The organism is Dyadobacter ginsengisoli DSM 21015, assembly GCF_059568735.1.
Map to the genome: position 1 here is coordinate 940720 of NZ_JCANTY010000002.1, position 20106 is coordinate 960825.

Below are 20106 nucleotides of genomic sequence, written 5' to 3' on the forward strand. Positions count from 1 at the left end.
TTGATTATTAATTTTCAGATCAATGGTTGCTATCCCGCATTTCGCACAATTTTTAACCCGCATGGCCCTCGGGGCCGGATTTATTCTGCCCGTGCTCGACCGGCTTGGATTCATGGGCGCACCCGGCTCGGCACAAGTAGCCTGGGGTGACTGGCAGCATTTCGTGGATTACACCCACACGCTGATTCCCTTCGCTGGCCCAGGCGTAGCCCAGGCAGCGGCCCTGAGTGCCACCATAGCGGAAGTGGTGCTGGGCCTATGCCTTATCGCGGGATTCAAAACCAGATGGATGGGACTCGGAACGGCTGTGATCACCCTGACGTTCGCACTCTTCATGATCGCATCCCTCGGTATCGGAGCACCGTTCCAATACCCGGTGTTCGTCTTTACCGGTGCCGGGCTCCTCCTGTCCGGCCAGAACACCTTCAAGTGGAGTATCGATTCTTATATAAATTAATATGCAGGCCTAAAAACAGGTTTACTTTTCACTGATCCGGTACGCACAGCGGCGCGCGCCGGCCAGTATGTGATCCACCCGTTTGATATCGACCTCATCGCCCAGCACAGCCTGGAACGTTTTCAGCTCATAGCGGCAAAAATCCTGACAGGCTGTGGCGGCAGCGCAGATCGGGCAATGGTTCTCGATGAGCAGATAACCTTCCGCATCTTTCACATATTCAACCATATAACCTTCCTGATCGCGAATACCGGCCAGGCGGGCGATACGATCTTCCAGGTGGGTGGCCCCGCTTGTTTCATTCATATATTTACGCAGGCCGTTCTGGCTGTTCGCCTCGATCACCGCATTCAATGCGTCCTGCCCCAGGGTTTCGCGTATCGTGCTGATCAGCTTCACGGTAAGTTCGGCGTGTGCATCCGGAAACCGGCCTTCTCCTTCCCTCGTCAATGCCCATATCTGCTGCGGGCGGCCCCGCCCCTTCGAAACCGTCGACGACTGTACGAGTCCCTCTCCTGCCAGCTTCAAAAGCTGGAACCTCGCACCTTCAGTCGTAATATTTAACTCCTCCGCAATAGCTGTTAAAGGCTGCGGTCCGGTCGTTTTAAGCATCCAAATTACTTTATCAGAGCCGGTTAGAGTATTTTTCATAATAAACAAAGTATTTATTTGGTTTAATAAGCAAAGATAGTACTTTTGTCACGAAAACAAACCATCATTACCATGGCACTTCATTACCAAATCTGCTCTTCCTAAGCTGCCAGCCAACATCAGCCAGGCATTTAACTCTTCCCGCCAACCGGTTTTTCAGAAAACGGTGACCAGGGAAACTACGTTCAAATTAACATCATATCATGAAAAAGCATACCCTGTTGCAGACGGCCTTATTTGTCGCCGTGCCGATCATCTTCTCATCCTGCAATACCAATCCCACCCAGGCAGTCGCGACGGAGAAACCGCAGGACTACCCGGTCATGACGATCCGGCCTGAAAGCGCTGTATTGAATATGGAATACCCCGCCCGGCTGGAAGGCAGGCAGAATGTCGATATACGTCCGAAGGTCGATGGCTTTATCGACAAAATATACATCGAAGAGGGTGCGGTTGTCCGGAAAGGCCAGCTGCTGTTCTCCATCCACGCCCCGCAATACGAGCAGGAGGTAAAAACGGCGGCCGCTGCGATCAAAAGCGCCGAGGCAGAAATGAACCTTGCCCGAATGCAGGTTGAAAAGACCGTGCCTCTTGAAAAAGAAGGCATCATCAGCAGCTATGAGCTCAAATCAGCCGAATATACCCTGCACGCCAGGGAAGCCACACTGGCCCAGGCCAAGGCAAGTCTGGCCAATGCAAAAAACAATGTTGGTTACACGCAGATCACCAGCCCGGCCGACGGGGTGATCGGCCTGATTCCCTATAAAACGGGGAGCCTCGTAAGCAGCGCCTCCCCCCAGGCGCTGACGACCGTTTCGGATATCCGCGAGATGGTCGCCTACTTTTCCTGGAACGAGAAGCAGTACCTCGACTTTACGTATAGCCCCGATGGTAAGCAGCTGGGCAACAAATTGAAATCGATTCCGCCGGTGCAGCTGATCCTGGCCAACAAGCAGGAATACCCCCTGAAAGGCAAGGTCGAATCTGTGGGCGGGCTGATCAACACCAGCACGGGCTCCATTCCCGTCCGGGCATTGTTCCAGAATCCGGCCAGGCTGCTCCGTACGGGTGCCAGCGGCATCATTCGCATTCCCACACAATTACGGGAGGCTATTCTGGTGCCTGCCAGGGCCACGTTCGAGTTGCAGGAAAAGACTTTTGTGTATACTGTAAAAAAGAACGGAACCATACAAAGCACTGAGATTCAAATACAAAACACAACACCAGACGGGCGCTATGTCGTGGACAAAGGACTTGCCGGCGGTGAACAGATTGTACTGGAAGGGCTTCCGACGCTTCAAGACGGTATGAGGATCAGGCCGGTGGAAAAATTGACCGCCGCGCGGTGATCTCCTTCATCATAAACATTACCTATCATGTTGAATAAATTCATTGAAAATCCGGTACTATCGACGGTCATATCGATCATAATCGTCATTCTGGGCTTGCTCGGGCTTTTTTCACTGCCCATATCTCAGTACCCCGACATTGCACCGCCTGCCGTGGAGGTAAACACTACCTATCAGGGCGCAAGCGCGGCGGTCGTCATGAAAACAGTGATCACGCCATTGGAAGAAGAACTGAATGGCGTGGAAAACATGACCTACATGACCTCCAAGGCGAGCAATGACGGCAGCGCGACCATTACCATTAATTTCAAACAAGGCACCGACCCCGATATGGCGGCGGTGAATGTGCAGAACCGCATTACGAAGGCCACCAGTCTGCTTCCTGCCGAGGTAATTAAAGTCGGCATTACGACGAGCAAGCGGCTCAACAGTGAAGTTTTCAGCTTCCTGCTGTACAGTCAGGATGGGAAATACGACCAGGAGTTCCTGGACAATTATCTTAAAATCAATGTAATGCCCCAAATCAAACGGATTTCGGGCATCGGCTCCGCGCAGGTGTACGGCAGCAAAGATTACAGCATGCGTATCTGGCTGAAACCCGACGTCATGGCCGTGTACGGACTGGTGCCGCAGGACATTATCCGGGCGCTTTCGGAGCAGAACATCGAGGCTGCACCAGGCAAGGTGGGCGAAAACAGCAACCAGGTTTTTCAGTATACCCTCAAATATACCGGACGCCTGGAAAAGCCCGAGCAGTTTGAAAATATCATTCTCCGCTCCAGTGGCAACGGACAATTACTGACATTGAAAGATGTGGCCGACCTCGAAATGGGCTCATACACCTACGCGAGCACCATCACCGCCCAGGGACGGCAGGCGCCTTACGTGGCCATTACGCAAATGGCCGGCTCCAATGCACACGAAATCATCAACGAATGCGAGCGGATTCTGGGAGAGGCTTCCAAAACTTTTCCGAAAGGAATCCGGTACAGCGTCTTCTCCAATGCGAACGAATTCCTGGATGCCTCTATCTCCAAACTGATATGGACGCTGGTGGAAGCCTTTGCACTGGTGTTCATCGTCGTTTTCCTGTTTTTGCAAGACTTCCGTTCCACACTTATTCCGGCCATCGCCGTGCCCGTGGCGATTATCGGTACATTTTTCTTTCTTAAAATTCTGGGTTTCACGATCAACCTGCTGACCCTTTTCGCATTGGTTCTTGCGATTGGGATCGTGGTGGATGACGCTATCGTGGTGGTGGAAGCCGTCCATGCCAAACTGGACCACGGCTACCGCTCAGCCAAAAAGGCGACGATCGACGCCATGAGCGAGATCAGCACCGCGATTGTCTCCATTACACTCATTATGGCGGCGGTTTTTGTGCCGGTGACATTCGTAACGGGATCAGTGGGAATCTTCTACAAGCAATTCGGACTGACGCTGGCCGTCGCGATCGTTATTTCGGCTATCAATGCGCTCACACTCAGCCCGGCATTATGCGCCATCCTGCTGAAACCCCACGGCGACGGACACCACGCGGGCAAAGGTTTTCTCCAACGCTTCTACCGCGGTTTCAATGCTTCGTTTGAAGCCATGACCAGCCGGTATCGCCGATCGGTCCGCTTTCTGATCCACAAAAAATGGATCGCGGTGGGTGGAATCGCCGCATTCAGCGCATTGCTGTGGTTCCTGATCAGCTCCACGCCTACCGGATTTGTCCCCAACGAAGACAGCGGTTCCATTTACGGAAACGTCATTCTCGCGCCCGCGACCTCGTTGGAACGAACGGAGGTCATCGCCGACCAGATCGACAGCATTGCGCGGACCATCCCGGAGACCGAGCTGGTATCCCGGCTCGCGGGAATGGACCTGATGAGCGGTGTCGGCAGTTCCTATGCCGCGATTTTTATTCGCCTCAAACCCTGGAACCAACGGACGCACGAAGGGCAGGACATTAAGAGCATTGTAGGCACATTGTTTGCCAAAACAGCCGGTATCCGCGATGCGAGCATTATCTTTTTCGCGGCTCCTACCCTGCAGGGTTTCGGGAATAATGACGGCTTTGAATTCCAGTTGCAGGATAAAACAGGCGGCAGTTACCAGGCATTCGACCAGGTAATCGGGAAATTTATGGGAGAACTCAACCAGCGGCCCGAGATCATGTATGCGGCCACGTCCTACAACACGAATTTCCCCCAGTACGAGGTGCAGGTGAATGTAGCCAAATGCATGGAAGCAGGGATACCGGTTAATGCGGTCCTGAGTACATTACAGGGTTATTTCGGCGGCATTTATGCTTCGGATTTCAACCGATTCGGGAAGCAGTACAAGGTCATGATCCAGGCCGAAGCAGGCCAGCGGTCCGGTACCGACGCGATCCACAAGATTTTCGTCCGCAACGAAACCGGCACCATGGCTCCGATCTCCGAATTTGTGACTTTAAAGAAGGTGTACGGCCCCGAGTTTATCAACCGCTTCAACCTTTTTACAGCCGCCGCCGTGAATGGTGCCCCCAAACCCGGTTACAGCTCCGGCGATGCGATTAAGGCGATCCGTGAAGTGGCCGCCAAAACGCTGCCGCAGGGCTATGCCTACGAGTTTTCGGGATTGAGCCTGGAAGAGATTTCCAGCGGTAACCAAACCTTGCTGATCTTCCTGCTCAGCCTGGTATTCATCTACTTCCTGCTCAGCGCCCAGTATAAAAGCTACATTCTCCCGTTCTCGGTCCTGTTGTCACTTCCAATCGGGCTGGCCGGAGCTTTCCTTTTTGCACGGCTCTTCGGGCTCGACAACAATATCTTCCTCCAAATCAGCCTCATCATGCTCATCGGCCTTTTAGCCAAAAACGCGATCCTGATCGTCGAGTTTGCATTGATGCACCGGCTGAACGGCGAAAGTATCGTGCGCTCGGCTGTGGCGGGAGCGGTTACCCGCTTAAGGCCGATCCTGATGACGTCGTTCGCATTCATTTTCGGATTACTGCCTTTAATGCTGGCAACGGGTGCAGGTGCATTGAGCAACCGGTCCATCGGAACTGCGGCAGTAGGTGGTATGCTGATCGGCACGCTGTTCGGGGTGTTCGTGATTCCCGTCCTGTTTGTCCTGTTCCAGACATTGCATGAAAAAGTGAGTGGTACCCTACGAAAAACAGCAGAAGAAGAACAACTTATCTATTAAATAAAGTATCCATGAAAAATAAGTATATCGGTGCGGTCTTTTTAACGATCCTGGCAGCTTCCTGCCAGGTGACCAAACCTTACGAACGGCCCGGGTTGGACACCCGGGGCCTTTACCGGGGACAATCCTCCCAGGACACCATCAGCATAGCGGGGATTCCGTGGAGAGAGTTCTTCTCCGACACTGCGCTGACGACGCTGATCACGCAGGGGTTGGAGCAAAACCCGGATCTCCGGATTGCGATGCAAAATATAGTAGCGGCAAAAGCGTCCCTTCAACTGAGCAAGTCGGCCTTTTTACCGGATCTGAGCGGAACTTTGTCGCTGAAACAATCCAAACTGGCTTTCCCGCAAGGGTATGGCATTATCAGTTCGACCACGCAATATGACCTAGGCCTGGGTTCGTCCTGGGAGGCAGACATCTGGGGTAAGCTCCGCAGCGCCAAACGTGGGGCGCTGGCCAGCCTGCTGCGTACGGAACAGGCCCGGCAGGCCATCCAGACGCAACTGATCGCCGACATTGCCAGCAACTACTATACGCTGCTCGTGCTCGACCAGCAACTGGCGATTCTTGAAAAGACGAAGAACAATCGTTTTGCCGATGTGAAGGCCGTGACCCTGCTGAAAGAAGCAAACATCCTCAATGGGGCGGCCATTTCACAAAGTGAAGCCAATGCCTATGCCGCCGAGATCGCTATACCCGCGGTTAAAAGGCAAATCCGTGAAACCGAGAACGCATTGAACCTGCTGCTCGCCCGGCCATCCGGCCCTGTAGCGCGAACGACACTCGAACAACAGAAGCTAGATATCCCGCTAAGAACGGGCGTCCCTGCGCAATTACTGCAAAACAGGCCGGATGTAAAACAGGCTGAATACGGACTTTGGGAAGCCTTTGAAAATACCAACGTAGCAAGGACTTTCTTTTACCCGTCGCTCGTGATTACCGCAAACGGAGGTTTTACCAGTTTCAATTTCCAGGATTGGCTAACGTCGCTGGGGCTATTCGGAAACGTAGCTGCCGGCCTGACGCAGCCGATCTTCAACCGGGGTGCCAATAAAGCCCGACTGGCCACAGCGAATGCCCGGCAGGAACAAGCCGCAACCGAACTTCAGAAGTCTATGCTGGTGGCTGGCCGGGAAGTCTCTGACGCGCTCTATGCATACGAGGCCGCCGGCGAGCAGCGCGACATCCGAACCAGACAACTGGCATCGTTGGAAAAGGCTGTCGACGCGAATAAAAAGCTGCTTAGGTTCAGTTCAACGACCAACTACACCGACGTGCTGACCTCGGAACAAAACCTGCTGGCCGCGCAGCTCGACGGTGTGAACGACCAATACCGGCAATGGCTGGCGGTGATCCAGCTCTACCGTGCATTGGGGGGTGGAACGCATTAGAAAACCTCAGCCGTATCCCGGGATTAACCGTTAGCCGGATCCTTGGCTACCGGATTGTTTGAGCATTGTTATTGCAGATGCTACCGATTAGCGCAATTAATTCAGAAGTCCTTTTTTACCGGCTACAAACCTTTTTGGTCCTTCGTGATCTATTTATTTATCATAAAAAGTAAACGAATGCCGCTTCTGGTATCAGAAACGGCATTCGTTTACTTTTTCACCAAGGCAAGGCTACCTGCACGATGATCCTATTGTGCGGCAGATGGTTCGCTGTAAAAGAAGTCGTCCATTACAACCAGATCATCATTCCCATTATAGTTATACTGGCCTGAAATGCCCGCCGATCCGGAAACGATGGTCACTTTAGTCACCTTATGATCGGGAAAAACGACGCCCAGGAATGAGAAGCCGTTGGCATCGGTTCTGGCTGGGGCGTTGAATTTGCCCAGGCTTTTTTCGCCTTCAAAAAATTCAATGCTGGTCGCATTTGCCCGGTCCACATCCGAAAATATAGCTCCGAAACCTTTTACGAAGGCGGCATCGACCGAGCCCGGAATTCTGAAAACAATATCCATCTTATTACTTCCGACGGCGGCAAATGTCCGGGCAGGACTAAATGCCTTGAATTGTTCGCTGTTGCCGGAAACCACATCGCTGAAATCTTTGTCACTCACCCGAAAGCCTTTACCCGGAGTGGTGAAGACCACCCCGCGCTTTCTACCGACAGCAACGGCAGGATCGGTGCTGTTAAAGAAGTCGCCGGGGAAATTGTCCGTATTGGTCTGATTGTCGGGTACGGCATCCCAATTGATCTCCCTGCGGCCCGTTTGATTTACTGTAGTGTTCAGGGGGTCGCCCAGTAGCGTTCTGAATGCGGTGACTTGTGAGGTAATCTCGCCACTTCCCTTGACTTCCGTGAAATTAATCGCCGGGGATGGTGTCTGGTCGTCCTGCCCGGAATCGCAGGCGTACAAAAATACAATGCATGTAAAGAGTGCGGATTTGCTGAGCAATGTGCTTAACGATTTGAAATTTTTCATGATTAAAAATTGAATGGAATTTTGAATAAGTGTATGATTGATAAAAGGTATTGGAGGAAGTTCGATATCAGTTCATGCAAAGTCCTGCCTGAGCCGCCGGTACCGCGCTTTGGATTCTCAGGAACAGGTTGATCCCGAGCGGTTCTTGTTCTATGGAAATGTGCTCCGCCTGGACCCCGGCCTGCAACGACAGGCTGGTCAGTTTTTCTCGGCTGCGATGAATCAGGAACCATTCTCCGAAAAGCTCCATGTATCCACGGCTTGGATTATCCTCCGAAAAATTGCCTATCAGGATTTCGCCGCCGGGTTTGAGAAACGTAAGCAATCGTTTCAAAGCCAACACAAACAGGCGGTCTTCAAAATAGTCGAACAATCCTGCCGACCAGATTACGTCATATTTTTCGGCACTTGCAAAACGTAGAATGTTCCTTTGCTGAAAATTGATCTGTTCGGCATACGACCCGCACAGGTCTACGGCAAATGCAATGGCATCCGCATCGATATCGACACACGTTGTCACGAGCATGTCGGGATCAATCTCGGTGTACAGCTCGTACAAATCGCGGGCGGGACCGCTGGCAACATTCAGAAGGTGAAGCGGTGCTGGTTGCGAGGAAAGCCTTCCCAGCATTTGCTGTTTGAAATACGCTTTCCGGTTACGGACAGCCCTGGTGGCAGCATGATAATGAAAGTAACGGTCCCAACCCTCATAACCGCCATCCTCGAAAAGATGATAGGTGTAGATCATATCGATTAGCCTGAAGTCACCTGCATACCCTAACGGTTTAATATATACGTATCCGTGAATAGTATTGGCCAGGAACTCGTCATCGAAAATGCTTTGCAGGTAGGCAATTTCCTGCTCACGCAGTGCATTGGACTCTTTCATCCGGAACAGTTGCTGCATCAGCCCGTCCAAAATCGGATATTCGGCTTCCTGCGGGCCACCTGCCGCTACCATACCACGGAGTATACGGATAGCATCGTACTGCAGCATCATTCCGGTAGCAGTCGGTTCAGTCAGGACAATTGTATCCCGATCAGCGCCCCTGAGGGACGCGAGGTTTTGATTTTTCATGTTTCAGATCTGGTTTCCTGGTGTAAGATGTATACTTAACGATCCGGAGGGGTCACAATACGGCCGAGGCTGGAACCATGGTTTTATGGGTCAGGTAGTCACGGGCAGCTTCTGCATCATCCAGCCAGGGAAACAGGCTTGGCGGATGATTGAATCCATTTACAAAATCAGAAGCCACTTCGGGGTAACGGGTAGCGGCCTGGAGTATCTCCACCACATGTGGTGCGGGCGGCGCGAGAAAAATGTCACAAAAACGATTGACATGCCGCGAATACTGCCAGAAGTCTTCAAAAGTCCGGTTCATCCACGCCACATCGAAGGGTGCATCCGCCCGGTTGATGATTGCCTGGGCATAAGCATTAGCCATTTTAGAAGCATTATTCCCACCCTGGCCGACGATGGGGTCGTTCAGTATCACCGTATCGCCGATACCCAGCACAGCTGCCGTCGAATTGAGCTGCACCACCGGCTTTCTGACGACCGGGGTAAATGAGCCTTTCAAAAAGGCGTTGTCACCCACCACTGCCGCATTATCAAAAGCGGGGTACCGCCAGGGCAGTAATGAACGGATCATTTCTTTTGCCTTGGCCAGAATGTCAGTGGCGGAATCCGCTTGGTCAAAGACGTCCATCGGGCCGCCGGGAATGCTTTCGATCAGCAGGAATGCGCATTGAATATCATCTTTTTGATAAAAAGGTGCGGTAATGATCTCCCCCGCCCCCATCACCGCGTCGAGCGTGATCGTGTTGAACCGGGTCTTTTCAGTATGCTCGAAATCATTGATGTGGATCTGCACCAGTTTACGCGCCGGTACATCGTGTGTAGATCGCTCGTTGTCCCTTGTAAAAAGCTTGGCCAACGGCCCCTTGCCCGATGAGACAACTACCAGGTCGAAATGTGCAGTACACGCCAGCAGGTCTGACGGCGTGGTATCGCTGACGGTAAATTTGCCGCCCAGTTTTTCAAAAAGTTTGATCCACTGGTAAAATTTGAGCCGCTGATCGATAGACGCGCCCGGCTTACTGGTACGCGACTTGATCCCGAACGCGAAGTCGCCGGCAGGTGTGCCAAAGTTGATATTGAAGCCGGTCGAATGAAAAGCGGTGTCGCTCCAAAGGTCAAGACCGAGTTCCTTTTCCAGCTGAAGGGTGTCGTTGAACAAATAGGTGGCGCCGGTCGGGGGGCCATTGAATATCTCTTCCGCCGAACGTTCCGAAATAATGGTTACGTCATAACCGCTTCTGACCAGCCTGATACCGAGGTGTAATCCCGACTGTCCCGCACCCATGATTGCTATCTTTCTCATTGATCCGATGTTTTTGGGTTTTCATTTGATGTCGACAAAGGTACTGCGCAGGGCAGGTGTCAAATGGTAAGAGTTCCTTAAAAAGTATAAAAAATTATTAAAATACACCAGCTTCGATTTGATGGCATTTCGTGAAGATTACCTTTGCATGGCTTTGAAACAGAACATTTTAAGATGTTATGGGCTTTGACACTTTACAAATCCCCGATTACGGGATAACTCAGGAACTTTACAAGGAAAACAACCGGTCGTACTTCCGTGCGTTGCGTGAAAGCACCGCGGAACAGGTGATTTTAAAAGTTGTACCGTCCGCTGCGGGAAGTGATATACCCTATGACCAAACCACCCCGGGCTATGCCTGGGCAAAAGCTTTCAGGTTTGACCGTGTCCTGAACCACCTTCGTTTCAGCCATACAGAAAGTCATCTGGTGATCGAACTGGATGATTTTGAAGGCATTCATCTGGAAAAATTCCTGAACAACAGTACAGCGGATACCCTAACCCATATCGCTATCGCGGCGGAGCTGGTACGTGTGGTGGAAGAACTGCATTACTTTGATATTGCACATCAGGACCTTCGCCCCGCGCACTTTCTGATCAATCCCCATACCAATGAAATCCGTCTGGCAGACCTGACACTCGCACAACCCGCCAGCCGGACCGGAAAGAGCATTCCAAATAATCAAACCGCCATTGCGCTGGATTACATTGCTCCGGAACAAAGCGGCCTTACCGACGTTCCGGTAGACTATCGGTCGGATTACTACCATTTAGGCGTGCTGTTTTACCGTCTTTTCACCGGCAAACTGCCATTCGAAAACACAGACCCGAATGAACTCGTACACGCGCATATTGCGCGTATGCCTGTATGGCCTGTAACACACCCGACACAGTTGGGCGCAATTGTGATGAAGCTTCTGGCAAAAAAGCCCGAAGATCGCTACCAGACGACCCGCGGTATCCTTACCGACCTGACAACCTGTAAAAATGGGTTGATGGGCCGCGGAAACCGCGAGGAATTCTCACCCGGCACCCATGATCAACCCGGCATTTTCCGAATATCAGATTGCCTTTACGGGCGCGGGTATGAGCTCACGTCAGTGCTTGCCGCTTACGACCGGATCTCCGAAGGAAATGAATTGGTCCTGGTCTCGGGGCAATCGGGGATCGGTAAATCCTCCCTGGTCACAGAAGTTCAAAAAAGAATTGAGCCAGCCGGAGCGCTGTTCATTACAGGGAAATTTGACCAATATATGCAGAATATTCCGTTTGAGGGGGTCATCAAGTCATTTAAAGAGCTGGTATGTAAAATAGCTCAGGGAGATCTGGCCTATTGGGAAACAGCCATTTTGGATGCTGTGGACCCGCTGGGACAGATCATCATCGAGGTTATCCCGGAGCTGCAGAAGATCATCGGTCGTCAGGCCCCGGTGGAACAGCTCCCGCCGTTGGAAGCACAGAACCGGTTTGTGAATGTATTTACGAATTTTATCAATGTATTTACAAAAAAGGAACACCCGTTGGTTATATTCCTGGACGATCTGCATTGGGCCGACGTTTCCAGCCTGCGTTTTCTAAGTCGCGTTACTCATTCGGTAGAAGGCTGCAACCTGCTCATTATCGGCACCTTCCGTGACAATGAAGTGTCGGCGGCGCACCCTCTCAAGACGGCCATACAAGACCTGAATACCCATCAAGCGAAACTCACTCAAATCCTGCTTTATCCTTTACACAAAACGGATATTACCACGCTTCTGGCTGATACTTTTTCCTGCCCGTGCAATGCGGCTTCACCCTTTGCCGAGGTCATTCTGGCAGGAACATTAGGTAATCCGTATTTTATTTCAGAAATGCTCCTCGATTTTTATCAGCGAGGGTTAATCCGGTATGACCCCAAGCTCCAAAAGTGGAATTGGGATCTGCAGGGCATGGAGCGTAAGACAAAGTCGGCTTCCTCCCAGCAGTTACTTGCCGCAAAAATCAACAATCTTTCGGAGCAGGCGTGCAAAGCATTGACAGTCGCCTCCTGTATCGGTTCCGAGTTCGATCTGGTGGTACTATCGGCCCTTCTTGACAAAACACCGCAGGAGACGGGCGAAGATCTTTATGAAGCGGTAGCCGAAAACTTGCTGCGAATAACCCTCGGCAAGCAGCCCGGCGACCATTATCTGGCTCCAAGCAAGTACATTTTTGTCCATGATCAGGTGCAGCAGGCGGCCTACGACCTGCTTTCGCCGCAAGACCAGATTGACACCCATCTCAGCACAGGCTACTTCCTGCTCGAGAGGCTTTCGCCACATGATCGCAATCGGCAGCTTTTCGAAATCGTCAACCATCTCAATTACTGCGTCGGGTTCAGCAGCGCTTTGGAAAGGCGCAGGATCATTGGCCTGAACCTGAACGCCGGAGAAAAAGCCAAGGCATCTGCTGCTTACTCTGTGGCATTTGCCTATTTCAGAAAGGGGAAAGAAATGGTCATGCCGGAAGACTGGCTGGATGATTACCCTTTGGCGCTTGCGCTCCACATTCAATGTGCAGAAAGCGCTTACCTAGCCGGGCATCCGGATGTTTGTCTCGATATTGCTGCGGAAGCACTCTCCCGGGCGAGAGGATTGGAGGACAAAATCGAAATCCAACTCGTGCAAGTCCGGTGCCTGATATTAAATCAACGCGATGAAAAGGCCATCGAACTTTCGCTTTCTGTTTTGCGCGGGTTGGATATAAATTTCCCCCGTCGACCGGCAAACACCCACATCATCGCCGCCTACCTGAAATCGAAATGGTTGCTCAGGGGCAGGGAAACCGGCTCGCTGACGCAGTTGCCGAAAATGGAAGATCCACGTGCATTAGCTGCCATGCAGGTGCTTCAAAACATCACCGCTGTTGTCTACGGAAAAGTGCCAGTGCTGTATCCGCTGATGGTTATTAAAATGGTGGAATTATCGCTCAAATACGGGGTTGCGGCTGAATCGGCGATCACATTTGCTACGTTTGGGGCGATCGTCAATGCCATAGAGACCGATCCCGGGGCCTGTTACCGTTTCGGCAGTGTCGCCTTGAAGCTTGCGGACCAGGTAGGCGGTGTAGTGCGCGAGCGGACTTTGCTTGTTTACAATATCGTCAACCGGCCCTGGGGCGAACATATTAACAATTCCCTTGAAGCATTACGAAAATCCTACGAGAAAGGCATCGAAATGGGTGATCTTGAATACTGTTCTTATGCATCGAGCTCGTATGCTTTCCACCTACTTTTATCGGGGAAGAACCTGCATTGGGTCAAGCATGAGATGCTGCGGTTCAACGAGCCCCCGCGTGCCCTTGCCAAAGAACATATCACCCACGCCAACGAACCGCTCATTCAGGTGACTGCCAACTTGCTGGGCGAAAATGATGACCCGGCAAGACTTTCAGGGGCATATTTTGACGAAAAGCCCGATTTTGAAGCGATCCTTGCCCAAAAAGACCGGTCGAGGATGTTTGCGTGTTTTGCCTATAAAATGATACTCGCCTACCTAGCTGGTGATCATGAGCGCGCGATGGCGCATGCGAGCCACGCAGCACCTTACCTGAACGATGTAAAAGCCTCCCTGTTCGACCCGCTGTACGCTTTCTATTTTGGACTATTAAATACCGCCCTGTATCGCAGCTCCGATCGGAATCGCGGACGGATGCGTGTAGCCCGTATCCAGCACAAAAAATTGGCCAGGCTGGCACAATTGGTCCCGGTCAATTTTGCGCACCGCTACTATTTGCTTGATGCCGAAATCCTGGCCATCCAGGGAAATAGCGAAAAGGCGATCGGGCGCTTTGATCAGGCTATTCTGACCGCTCAGGAGAATGGCCACATCCACGAGGCGGCGCTGGCCAATGAGCGTTGCGGACGATATTGGATTGGCAAAGGGCAGTCCAGAACGGGCATATCTTATCTGAGAGAGGCACTGGCAGGTTACCGTGAGTGGGGATGCCTCCTGAAGGAACGACAGTTGTCGGACGAATTTCCGGAAATCATGCACGGCGACGTCGAGCATCGGAAAGCTTCTTCACCTCATTCCAGGGACAGTATCGCGTCGACGCTCGACCTCTCGACGTTGATGAAGGCATCCGCAGCCATTTCAAGTGAGGTTGTTTTTAGCCGGCTGATGGAAAAGTTAATGCAATTCGCCATCGAAAATGCAGGAGCTCAGTCGGGGTACTTCATACTTGACTGGGGCGGCGAACTGGTGATCGAGGCCGCGCGCTCTGTGGTGAATGAGCTGAGTGATATCCGTAAAATACCGCTGAGTGAATCATCGGAAGTGCCTGCCTCCATCATCGGGCATGTTTTCGGCAGCAAAACAGATGTGGTATTGCACGATGCCCAGGCCAGCGAATTTAAAAGCGACCCGGTTGTAACGACCCGCGGCGTTCGCTCCGCCCTATGCATTCCTGCGCTGAACCAGGGGAAGGTGGTTGGGGCGCTTTATCTGGAAAATAATCTGGCCACTGCTGTTTTCACCCCTGAGCGGACGCAATTAATCAAACTTCTGTCCGGCCAGATTGCGGTGGCCATCGAGAATGCGATATTGTATGAAAAACTGGAACAGAAAGTGGCTGTCCGAACAGCGGAAATCCAGATCCAGAAAGAGGAGATCGAACGTCAAAAGCAACTTGTAGAAGAGAAATCCCGGTTCAAAGAGCAATTTTTCGCTAACATGAGCCACGAGATCCGTACCCCTATGACGGCCATCCTCGGCATGTCCGAACTGATTTTCGATACGCCCCTTAATGAAAAACAACTGGAATACGCAAAAGGAATACGCTATTCGTCGGAAAACCTGCTGGCCATCATCAATGACATCCTGGATTACTCCAAAATAGAAGCAGGCAAATTCTCATTCGTGAACAAACCTTTTCAGGTTCGTGACCGGATGGAGCGCCTGGGATACATTCTGCGGGTGATTGCCGAGGAAAAAGGCCTGAAACTCAACATCGCGGTGGATCCCGATGTGAGCCAGCAGCTGATCGGCGATCCTATCCGGTTGCACCAAATCCTGCTCAACCTGGCAGGCAATGCTATCAAATTTACGGAGGATGGCTCGGTGTCCATTCTGGTCAGCGTTTTTTCCCGCGACGGGCTGCATGAGCAATTGCAGTTCAGGGTTACGGATACGGGTATAGGCATTGCGGCGGACAAGCTGGAATATATTTTCGAAACCTTCACAAGAATAGATGATGATTCGAACAGTAAGCAATCCGGTACGGGCCTGGGCCTTTTTATAGCCAAAAAACTCGTGGAAGAACAAGGTGGCCGGATGCAGGTAATGAGCCAGTTGGGGCAGGGAACCGAGTTCAGTTTCGACCTCACATTTGAAATATGCCATCCGTCGGAGGATCATGATACAGACGGCGACGAGGTAATGCTCTCCGGATTAGCCGTGCTTCTGGTCGAGGACAACCTCTTCAATCAGGTGGTGGCCGAGGAAACCTTGAAGAAAATGATCCGCGATGTGCAGGTAACCATCGCCGACAACGGAGAAATTGCGCTTCAAAAACTGGATGAAAAAGAGTTCGATATTGTCCTGATGGATGTGAAAATGCCCGTCATGGATGGTTATAGCGCTACGCGCGCCATCCGCGCCCGCGAAACCGGAGCCCGGCTCCCTATTCTGGCATTTACATCCAATGCGAATCCTACCGAAGCGCAGAAATGCCGGGACGCCGGAATGGACGATTACATTACCAAGCCCATTGAAGTCAAAAAACTGAAATACAAAATCCGCAAGCTACTGCAGGCGCGCGATGGCGGTACTTTGCCATAATGTCGTTTATCACGGCCCTGGAAATGCTTTCTCCCAAAACTGATTGAAATCTTCCGTAAATGAGCGGATCTGCAGATCGATCGAAGCCGTTTCGCCACGATCGATTTGCTCCTCCATACTGCGCAGCTGCCCGGCAAGCACAGTTAGACCGACATAGCTGAATTGCGTTTTGAGACTATGGAGCGCCGTGGAAAGTGTCTCCCATTCCCGGATTTCGCAAAGCCAGGAAAGTGCAGCGACCTGACCGGGTACCTGCGTTCTGAAAATGGATACAAAACGGTCGACCAATTGCCGGTCACCACCCATCAGATCAGTGAGCAGCGATAAATCCATGGCTATGCGACACCGGGTTTGAAAATGAGCTTATAGCCTTCGCCATGCAAATTGAGAATCTCTACGGCGGGGTCCGGTTTTAAGAATTTACGCAGCTTGCTCACATATACATTGAGGCTGTAACCACGGTAATGTTCTTCGTCGCCCCAAATGCCGATCATGGCTACGTCACGCGTTAACACCTTGTTCTGGTGTTCGCAAAACAATTTCAGAAGTTTAGATTCAATGGAGGTCAGCTTAATAACCTGCCCCGAGACGGTCAACTCCCGCAGATCCGGATCGAACCGGGAGTGGCCCCATTGGTACTGACTGGCTGTGCGTACTTTTTCATGCATTTTCACCCGTTTCAGAATAGCCCGTATCCGCAGGTAAAGCTCTTCCATACTGAACGGCTTGGTCAGGTAATCGTCGGCACCCAGCGTAAGTCCTCTGATCTTGTCTTCTTTCAATGATTGACCTGTCAGAAAAATAATCGGAATCGTCTCATCGATCTGCTTGATTTCCTCCGCCAGGGTAAAGCCGTCCTTTTTGGGCATTTTGATATCCAGGACACATAAATCAAATGGCTTGGATTTAAAAGCTTCAAGCCCTGCCTGCCCATCGTGTTTGAGCAGTACCTGGCAGCCTTTCATTTCCAAATACTCCTTTGTTAGTTCGCTGTATTGAATCTCGTCGTCGATCAGCAGCAATTGTGGCTGTTCCATAAATCATCATGTTCGTTGGGATCAGCAAGAATTGGGAGGGAAAGGGTGCAATATTATTGAATGTCGGTACGGCGGGCAAGAAGATTCTATTTAGCGGTAAACCAATGGCTTACAAAATTCTTAATACGGGGTGCCAGCCCGGATACGAAATAGGGCCCGCTGGTGAAGCGAGCCTTATTTCGTATTGTCGTGAATCACGAAATATTTTTCCAGGTATCCGGGACATTATTTATCAAAACGAGACTTTCTGAATAACCCCATCGAAAGTCTGGGCAATGTAATAGGTGTTCAAACCGACCCTTTTAATTGAATTGGGAAAATTGAGCCCGTTAACCCAAATCGTATTCTGCCCATCAACAGGGCTTACTATCGTTCCCGACTTCTCAGTGAATGCCTCTCCCGACCACGTTCCGTATTCTATGGCTACCGGCCTCCTGTCTGAGTCCAGTTCTATATCGGCCAGGCTCGAGAGTCCGGTTTGGTAAACAGATACCGTACCGTCCAGTTCGACCTGATAAACAGGTGCTTTCTTTGCAGGAAACGGGTATCCGCTAAAACTGCATACCAGGAATTTCTGACCATCAAAAACAATCCCGGTTGGCACGGATTCTATCTGCTCCGATTCTCCGCCGGGATTGGCAATGGGTGGAATGACGGCAAAAACACTCAACTCTTTTGTGGATGCCTTACGCCGGATCACTGCATTGGCAGCTGCATCGACTATGAACAGATCCCCGTCTGGCCCTATGGTCAGGTTAAACAAATCGGACGCGTCGGTATCATGTTCAAAAACATGGTCCTTCACAAAAGTGCCAATATCTTCAAATTCCAGATCTGCCGCTTTGAATGGCTTGTCGCCCAGTTTGAAAGACGAAATGTCCAGTTTATACAATCTGCCTTCGACGCCGTGAAGCATCCATAAAATACCATCCTGAAGAACGACATGGTTTAGCCCGAAAACGCCTCCTTCCGGACTTACTTCGGAAACAAATCCGGTCACAACAGGGACTACATTCCCCTGCGTTGTAATCAATGAAAGCTGCCCGTTGCTGGCTTTACCATCACCGGCCTCTGTCACCCACAGTTGACCTTTTTCGTCCGCGTCCATACCCAGCGGCGCTATCAACCCGGATGTATATACCTGCATCTGCGGGAGCAAATGGTCGCGCATGGTACAGCCATAGCCTGCAAAAATTATGAAAAAGATAAAAAGCCGGTACATAAGTTTACTGTACATACATCAGTGGTTTAGTTAAAAGTTTACCCTTAAGTCATCGTTTCGCCTATCCACAGATCTGCATTATTCCTGCGCTTATGGGGCGATCGGAGGATCAAAGCCATCATGGTAGGCGGCTGGCGACGATCGACTTTTTAAACGCAGGAATTATCTGATTTGCAAGACCAGGGCAGGCTAGTGACCACCGTCAAAAGTGACTTTTAATATGCATTGAGTCAAAAAATAGGGACGAGCGTGTCTGAACAGGGATGAAACCCGGGAAGTTTGGGATGCCTGCGTCCGGGTGCAGGAGAATTTACAGTTCAGCGGGGCGTGCTATCCGTCGTGACCGGCAGGTATTGGGCAAAGGCATTTTTGAAACTCCCCGCCTAGCCGATCGGACCTGCCAATCGTTGCTCACCGGTTTCTCACCGGGAGACGTCTGCGGCCGTTCGGTCGCAATTCGCATATAGCCTGCTATGAGTTGGGTATTTACAGCAAACGGGCTTTCTCAGAATTCAAAGTTTGTAAGGGCATGGCAAATTATGCGATAGCCGAGCAGACTTTCTATTTAACCGCCGCCACGCCCGCCATTACCTTGGGGAATTTTTCAAATACCCGGCCGTCATGTCCCGGCAGTATGTATTTCGGGCTGCTTGCAAGTGTTTTCATGCGTTCCATCGCCCTGACATGTCCGGCCGGATCATGCGTGCCGCCTTGTGAAGCGGGCACAAGGTGATCCAGGCTATAATAAATCCAGACATTATCCGATGCTATAACGATTTTGTGTTCGCCGTTACCGACAAGCACATACTGCGAATCAAACGTGTGCTTTGAGCCCGTGAAAACCGTAATGCCCGGAAGTATCTCTTTGTTATCACCATCAATCAGGTTAAGCCGCCCAGCCAGATTCAGCTCCACCAACAAACGGACATCTCCTTTTGCAAATCCCCCTTTGTTCCCGTCTTTTTGCCAGGCAGTGCCGACAAAACCCTGAAAATCGAGTTTCTGCATCCACAATCTGGCGTTGGGAAAAAGGCTCGCACCTCCCACGTGATCCCAATGCGGATGGGAAAGAATGATATCCGTGATATCTTCTGGTTTGATACCAATCTTCAAAAGTGCGGAATCAGGACGAACATAGTCGACGATCTGGAAGAACTTCTCTTGCTGTACCTTTTCTTCCAAAAAACCGGCATCGACCAGAACATTTCGTCCATCACTTTGAGCAGCCAAAACATAAAGTCAATGGCAACAGGCACATCCTTGGGGCCATCCAAAGCCCAGTCACCTTCTGTAAACGGGTGCGCACTCCCGGCAAATTTTATCACAAATACCTGGTAGGTATTTCCCTGTGCACTGAGAACACCGGGAACGCACAATACTGCCAAAAAGAGAAGTCCCCAGGTCTTTCTCATTGCTTTCATACATCTGGACATTCTGGTGATGGTTAGCATCCGTTTCGATAACACATTGATAATGAATGCCAACCTGCCGATCCGGCCAGTTGAACAGCTGGTACTCCGTCATTACTTCGCTAAAATGTAAATATTAATCTAAAAAATATAACTTTGTTAAAAATGTAAACTTGACACCTATTGAA

General features: G+C 51.1%; 14 protein-coding genes. 5 read left to right on the forward strand and 9 right to left on the reverse strand.

Annotated elements, in window-relative coordinates; translation table 11 throughout:
* Positions 1-22 precede the first annotated feature (22 nt).
* The gene (locus tag BP71_RS10120; RefSeq protein WP_496378698.1) at positions 23-457 is read left to right on the forward strand and encodes a DoxX family membrane protein; all 435 of its coding nucleotides are present in this window, start codon (positions 23-25) and stop codon (positions 455-457) included.
* 21 nt (positions 458-478) lie between these two features.
* Here BP71_RS10120 and BP71_RS10125 read toward each other — a convergent pair whose 3' ends face one another.
* Positions 479-1108, reverse strand: coding sequence for a helix-turn-helix transcriptional regulator (locus BP71_RS10125; RefSeq protein ID WP_496378700.1), 630 nt, complete (start codon positions 1106-1108; stop codon positions 479-481).
* A gap of 203 nt (positions 1109-1311) precedes the next feature.
* Here BP71_RS10125 and BP71_RS10130 point away from each other — a divergent pair, with 203 nt between their 5' ends.
* From BP71_RS10130 to BP71_RS10140, 3 genes are read left to right on the forward strand one after another with little or no spacing between them, the layout of a single operon-like run.
* Positions 1312-2457, forward strand: coding sequence for an efflux RND transporter periplasmic adaptor subunit (locus tag BP71_RS10130; protein ID WP_496378702.1), 1146 nt, complete (start codon positions 1312-1314; stop codon positions 2455-2457).
* A gap of 27 nt (positions 2458-2484) precedes the next feature.
* The gene (locus BP71_RS10135) at positions 2485-5634 is read left to right on the forward strand and encodes an efflux RND transporter permease subunit (protein WP_496378704.1); all 3150 of its coding nucleotides are present in this window, start codon (positions 2485-2487) and stop codon (positions 5632-5634) included.
* 11 nt (positions 5635-5645) lie between these two features.
* Positions 5646-7028 carry a TolC family protein gene (locus tag BP71_RS10140; RefSeq protein ID WP_496378706.1) on the forward strand — a complete coding sequence of 461 codons (1383 nt, stop codon included), beginning with the start codon at positions 5646-5648 and terminating at the stop codon, positions 7026-7028.
* Between the two features lie 248 nt (positions 7029-7276).
* Here BP71_RS10140 and BP71_RS10145 read toward each other — a convergent pair whose 3' ends face one another.
* From BP71_RS10145 to BP71_RS10155, 3 genes are all read right to left on the reverse strand, one after another.
* Positions 7277-8068 (reverse strand): hypothetical protein, encoded by a 792-nt coding sequence (locus BP71_RS10145; protein ID WP_496378708.1) that lies wholly within the window; start codon positions 8066-8068, stop codon positions 7277-7279.
* Positions 8069-8135: 67 nt separating this feature from the next.
* A complete protein-coding gene (locus BP71_RS10150; RefSeq protein ID WP_496378710.1) occupies positions 8136-9146 on the reverse strand; it encodes a class I SAM-dependent methyltransferase in 1011 nt (336 codons plus the stop codon).
* Between the two features lie 52 nt (positions 9147-9198).
* On the reverse strand, positions 9199-10452 hold the full coding sequence (locus tag BP71_RS10155; protein ID WP_496378712.1) for a styrene monooxygenase/indole monooxygenase family protein: 1254 nt from the start codon (positions 10450-10452) through the stop codon (positions 9199-9201).
* 179 nt (positions 10453-10631) lie between these two features.
* Here BP71_RS10155 and BP71_RS10160 point away from each other — a divergent pair, with 179 nt between their 5' ends.
* Positions 10632-16250, forward strand: coding sequence for an AAA family ATPase (locus tag BP71_RS10160; RefSeq protein ID WP_496378714.1), 5619 nt, complete (start codon positions 10632-10634; stop codon positions 16248-16250).
* A 9-nt stretch (positions 16251-16259) separates the two neighbouring features.
* Here the strand turns inward: BP71_RS10160 and BP71_RS10165 are convergent, their stop codons facing one another.
* From BP71_RS10165 to BP71_RS10185, 5 genes are all read right to left on the reverse strand, one after another.
* Positions 16260-16583 carry a hypothetical protein gene (locus BP71_RS10165; protein WP_496378716.1) on the reverse strand — a complete coding sequence of 108 codons (324 nt, stop codon included), beginning with the start codon at positions 16581-16583 and terminating at the stop codon, positions 16260-16262.
* Between the two features lie 2 nt (positions 16584-16585).
* Positions 16586-17287 (reverse strand): response regulator transcription factor, encoded by a 702-nt coding sequence (locus BP71_RS10170; protein ID WP_496378718.1) that lies wholly within the window; start codon positions 17285-17287, stop codon positions 16586-16588.
* A gap of 232 nt (positions 17288-17519) precedes the next feature.
* A complete protein-coding gene (locus tag BP71_RS10175; protein ID WP_496378720.1) occupies positions 17520-18524 on the reverse strand; it encodes a ScyD/ScyE family protein in 1005 nt (334 codons plus the stop codon).
* Between the two features lie 546 nt (positions 18525-19070).
* On the reverse strand, positions 19071-19691 hold the full coding sequence (locus BP71_RS10180) for an MBL fold metallo-hydrolase (RefSeq protein ID WP_496378722.1): 621 nt from the start codon (positions 19689-19691) through the stop codon (positions 19071-19073).
* Positions 19619-19930 carry a hypothetical protein gene (locus BP71_RS10185; RefSeq protein WP_496378724.1) on the reverse strand — a complete coding sequence of 104 codons (312 nt, stop codon included), beginning with the start codon at positions 19928-19930 and terminating at the stop codon, positions 19619-19621. Before BP71_RS10185 ends, BP71_RS10180 begins: the two co-directional genes overlap by 73 nt.
* Positions 19931-20106 lie beyond the last annotated feature (176 nt).

Excerpts from the sequence above, each read along its gene's own strand:
- BP71_RS10120 (WP_496378698.1), top strand. The coding sequence starts at position 23 with ATGGTTGCTATCCCGCATTTCGCACAATTTTTAACCCGCATGGCCCTC.
- BP71_RS10125 (WP_496378700.1), bottom strand. The coding sequence starts at position 1,108 with ATGAAAAATACTCTAACCGGCTCTGATAAAGTAATTTGGATGCTTAAA.
- BP71_RS10130 (WP_496378702.1), top strand. The coding sequence starts at position 1,312 with ATGAAAAAGCATACCCTGTTGCAGACGGCCTTATTTGTCGCCGTGCCG.
- BP71_RS10135 (WP_496378704.1), top strand. The coding sequence starts at position 2,485 with ATGTTGAATAAATTCATTGAAAATCCGGTACTATCGACGGTCATATCG.
- BP71_RS10140 (WP_496378706.1), top strand. The coding sequence starts at position 5,646 with ATGAAAAATAAGTATATCGGTGCGGTCTTTTTAACGATCCTGGCAGCT.
- BP71_RS10145 (WP_496378708.1), bottom strand. The coding sequence starts at position 8,068 with ATGAAAAATTTCAAATCGTTAAGCACATTGCTCAGCAAATCCGCACTC.
- BP71_RS10150 (WP_496378710.1), bottom strand. The coding sequence starts at position 9,146 with ATGAAAAATCAAAACCTCGCGTCCCTCAGGGGCGCTGATCGGGATACA.
- BP71_RS10155 (WP_496378712.1), bottom strand. The coding sequence starts at position 10,452 with ATGAGAAAGATAGCAATCATGGGTGCGGGACAGTCGGGATTACACCTC.
- BP71_RS10160 (WP_496378714.1), top strand. The coding sequence starts at position 10,632 with ATGGGCTTTGACACTTTACAAATCCCCGATTACGGGATAACTCAGGAA.
- BP71_RS10165 (WP_496378716.1), bottom strand. The coding sequence starts at position 16,583 with ATGGATTTATCGCTGCTCACTGATCTGATGGGTGGTGACCGGCAATTG.
- BP71_RS10170 (WP_496378718.1), bottom strand. The coding sequence starts at position 17,287 with ATGGAACAGCCACAATTGCTGCTGATCGACGACGAGATTCAATACAGC.
- BP71_RS10175 (WP_496378720.1), bottom strand. The coding sequence starts at position 18,524 with ATGTACAGTAAACTTATGTACCGGCTTTTTATCTTTTTCATAATTTTT.
- BP71_RS10185 (WP_496378724.1), bottom strand. The coding sequence starts at position 19,930 with ATGAAAGCAATGAGAAAGACCTGGGGACTTCTCTTTTTGGCAGTATTG.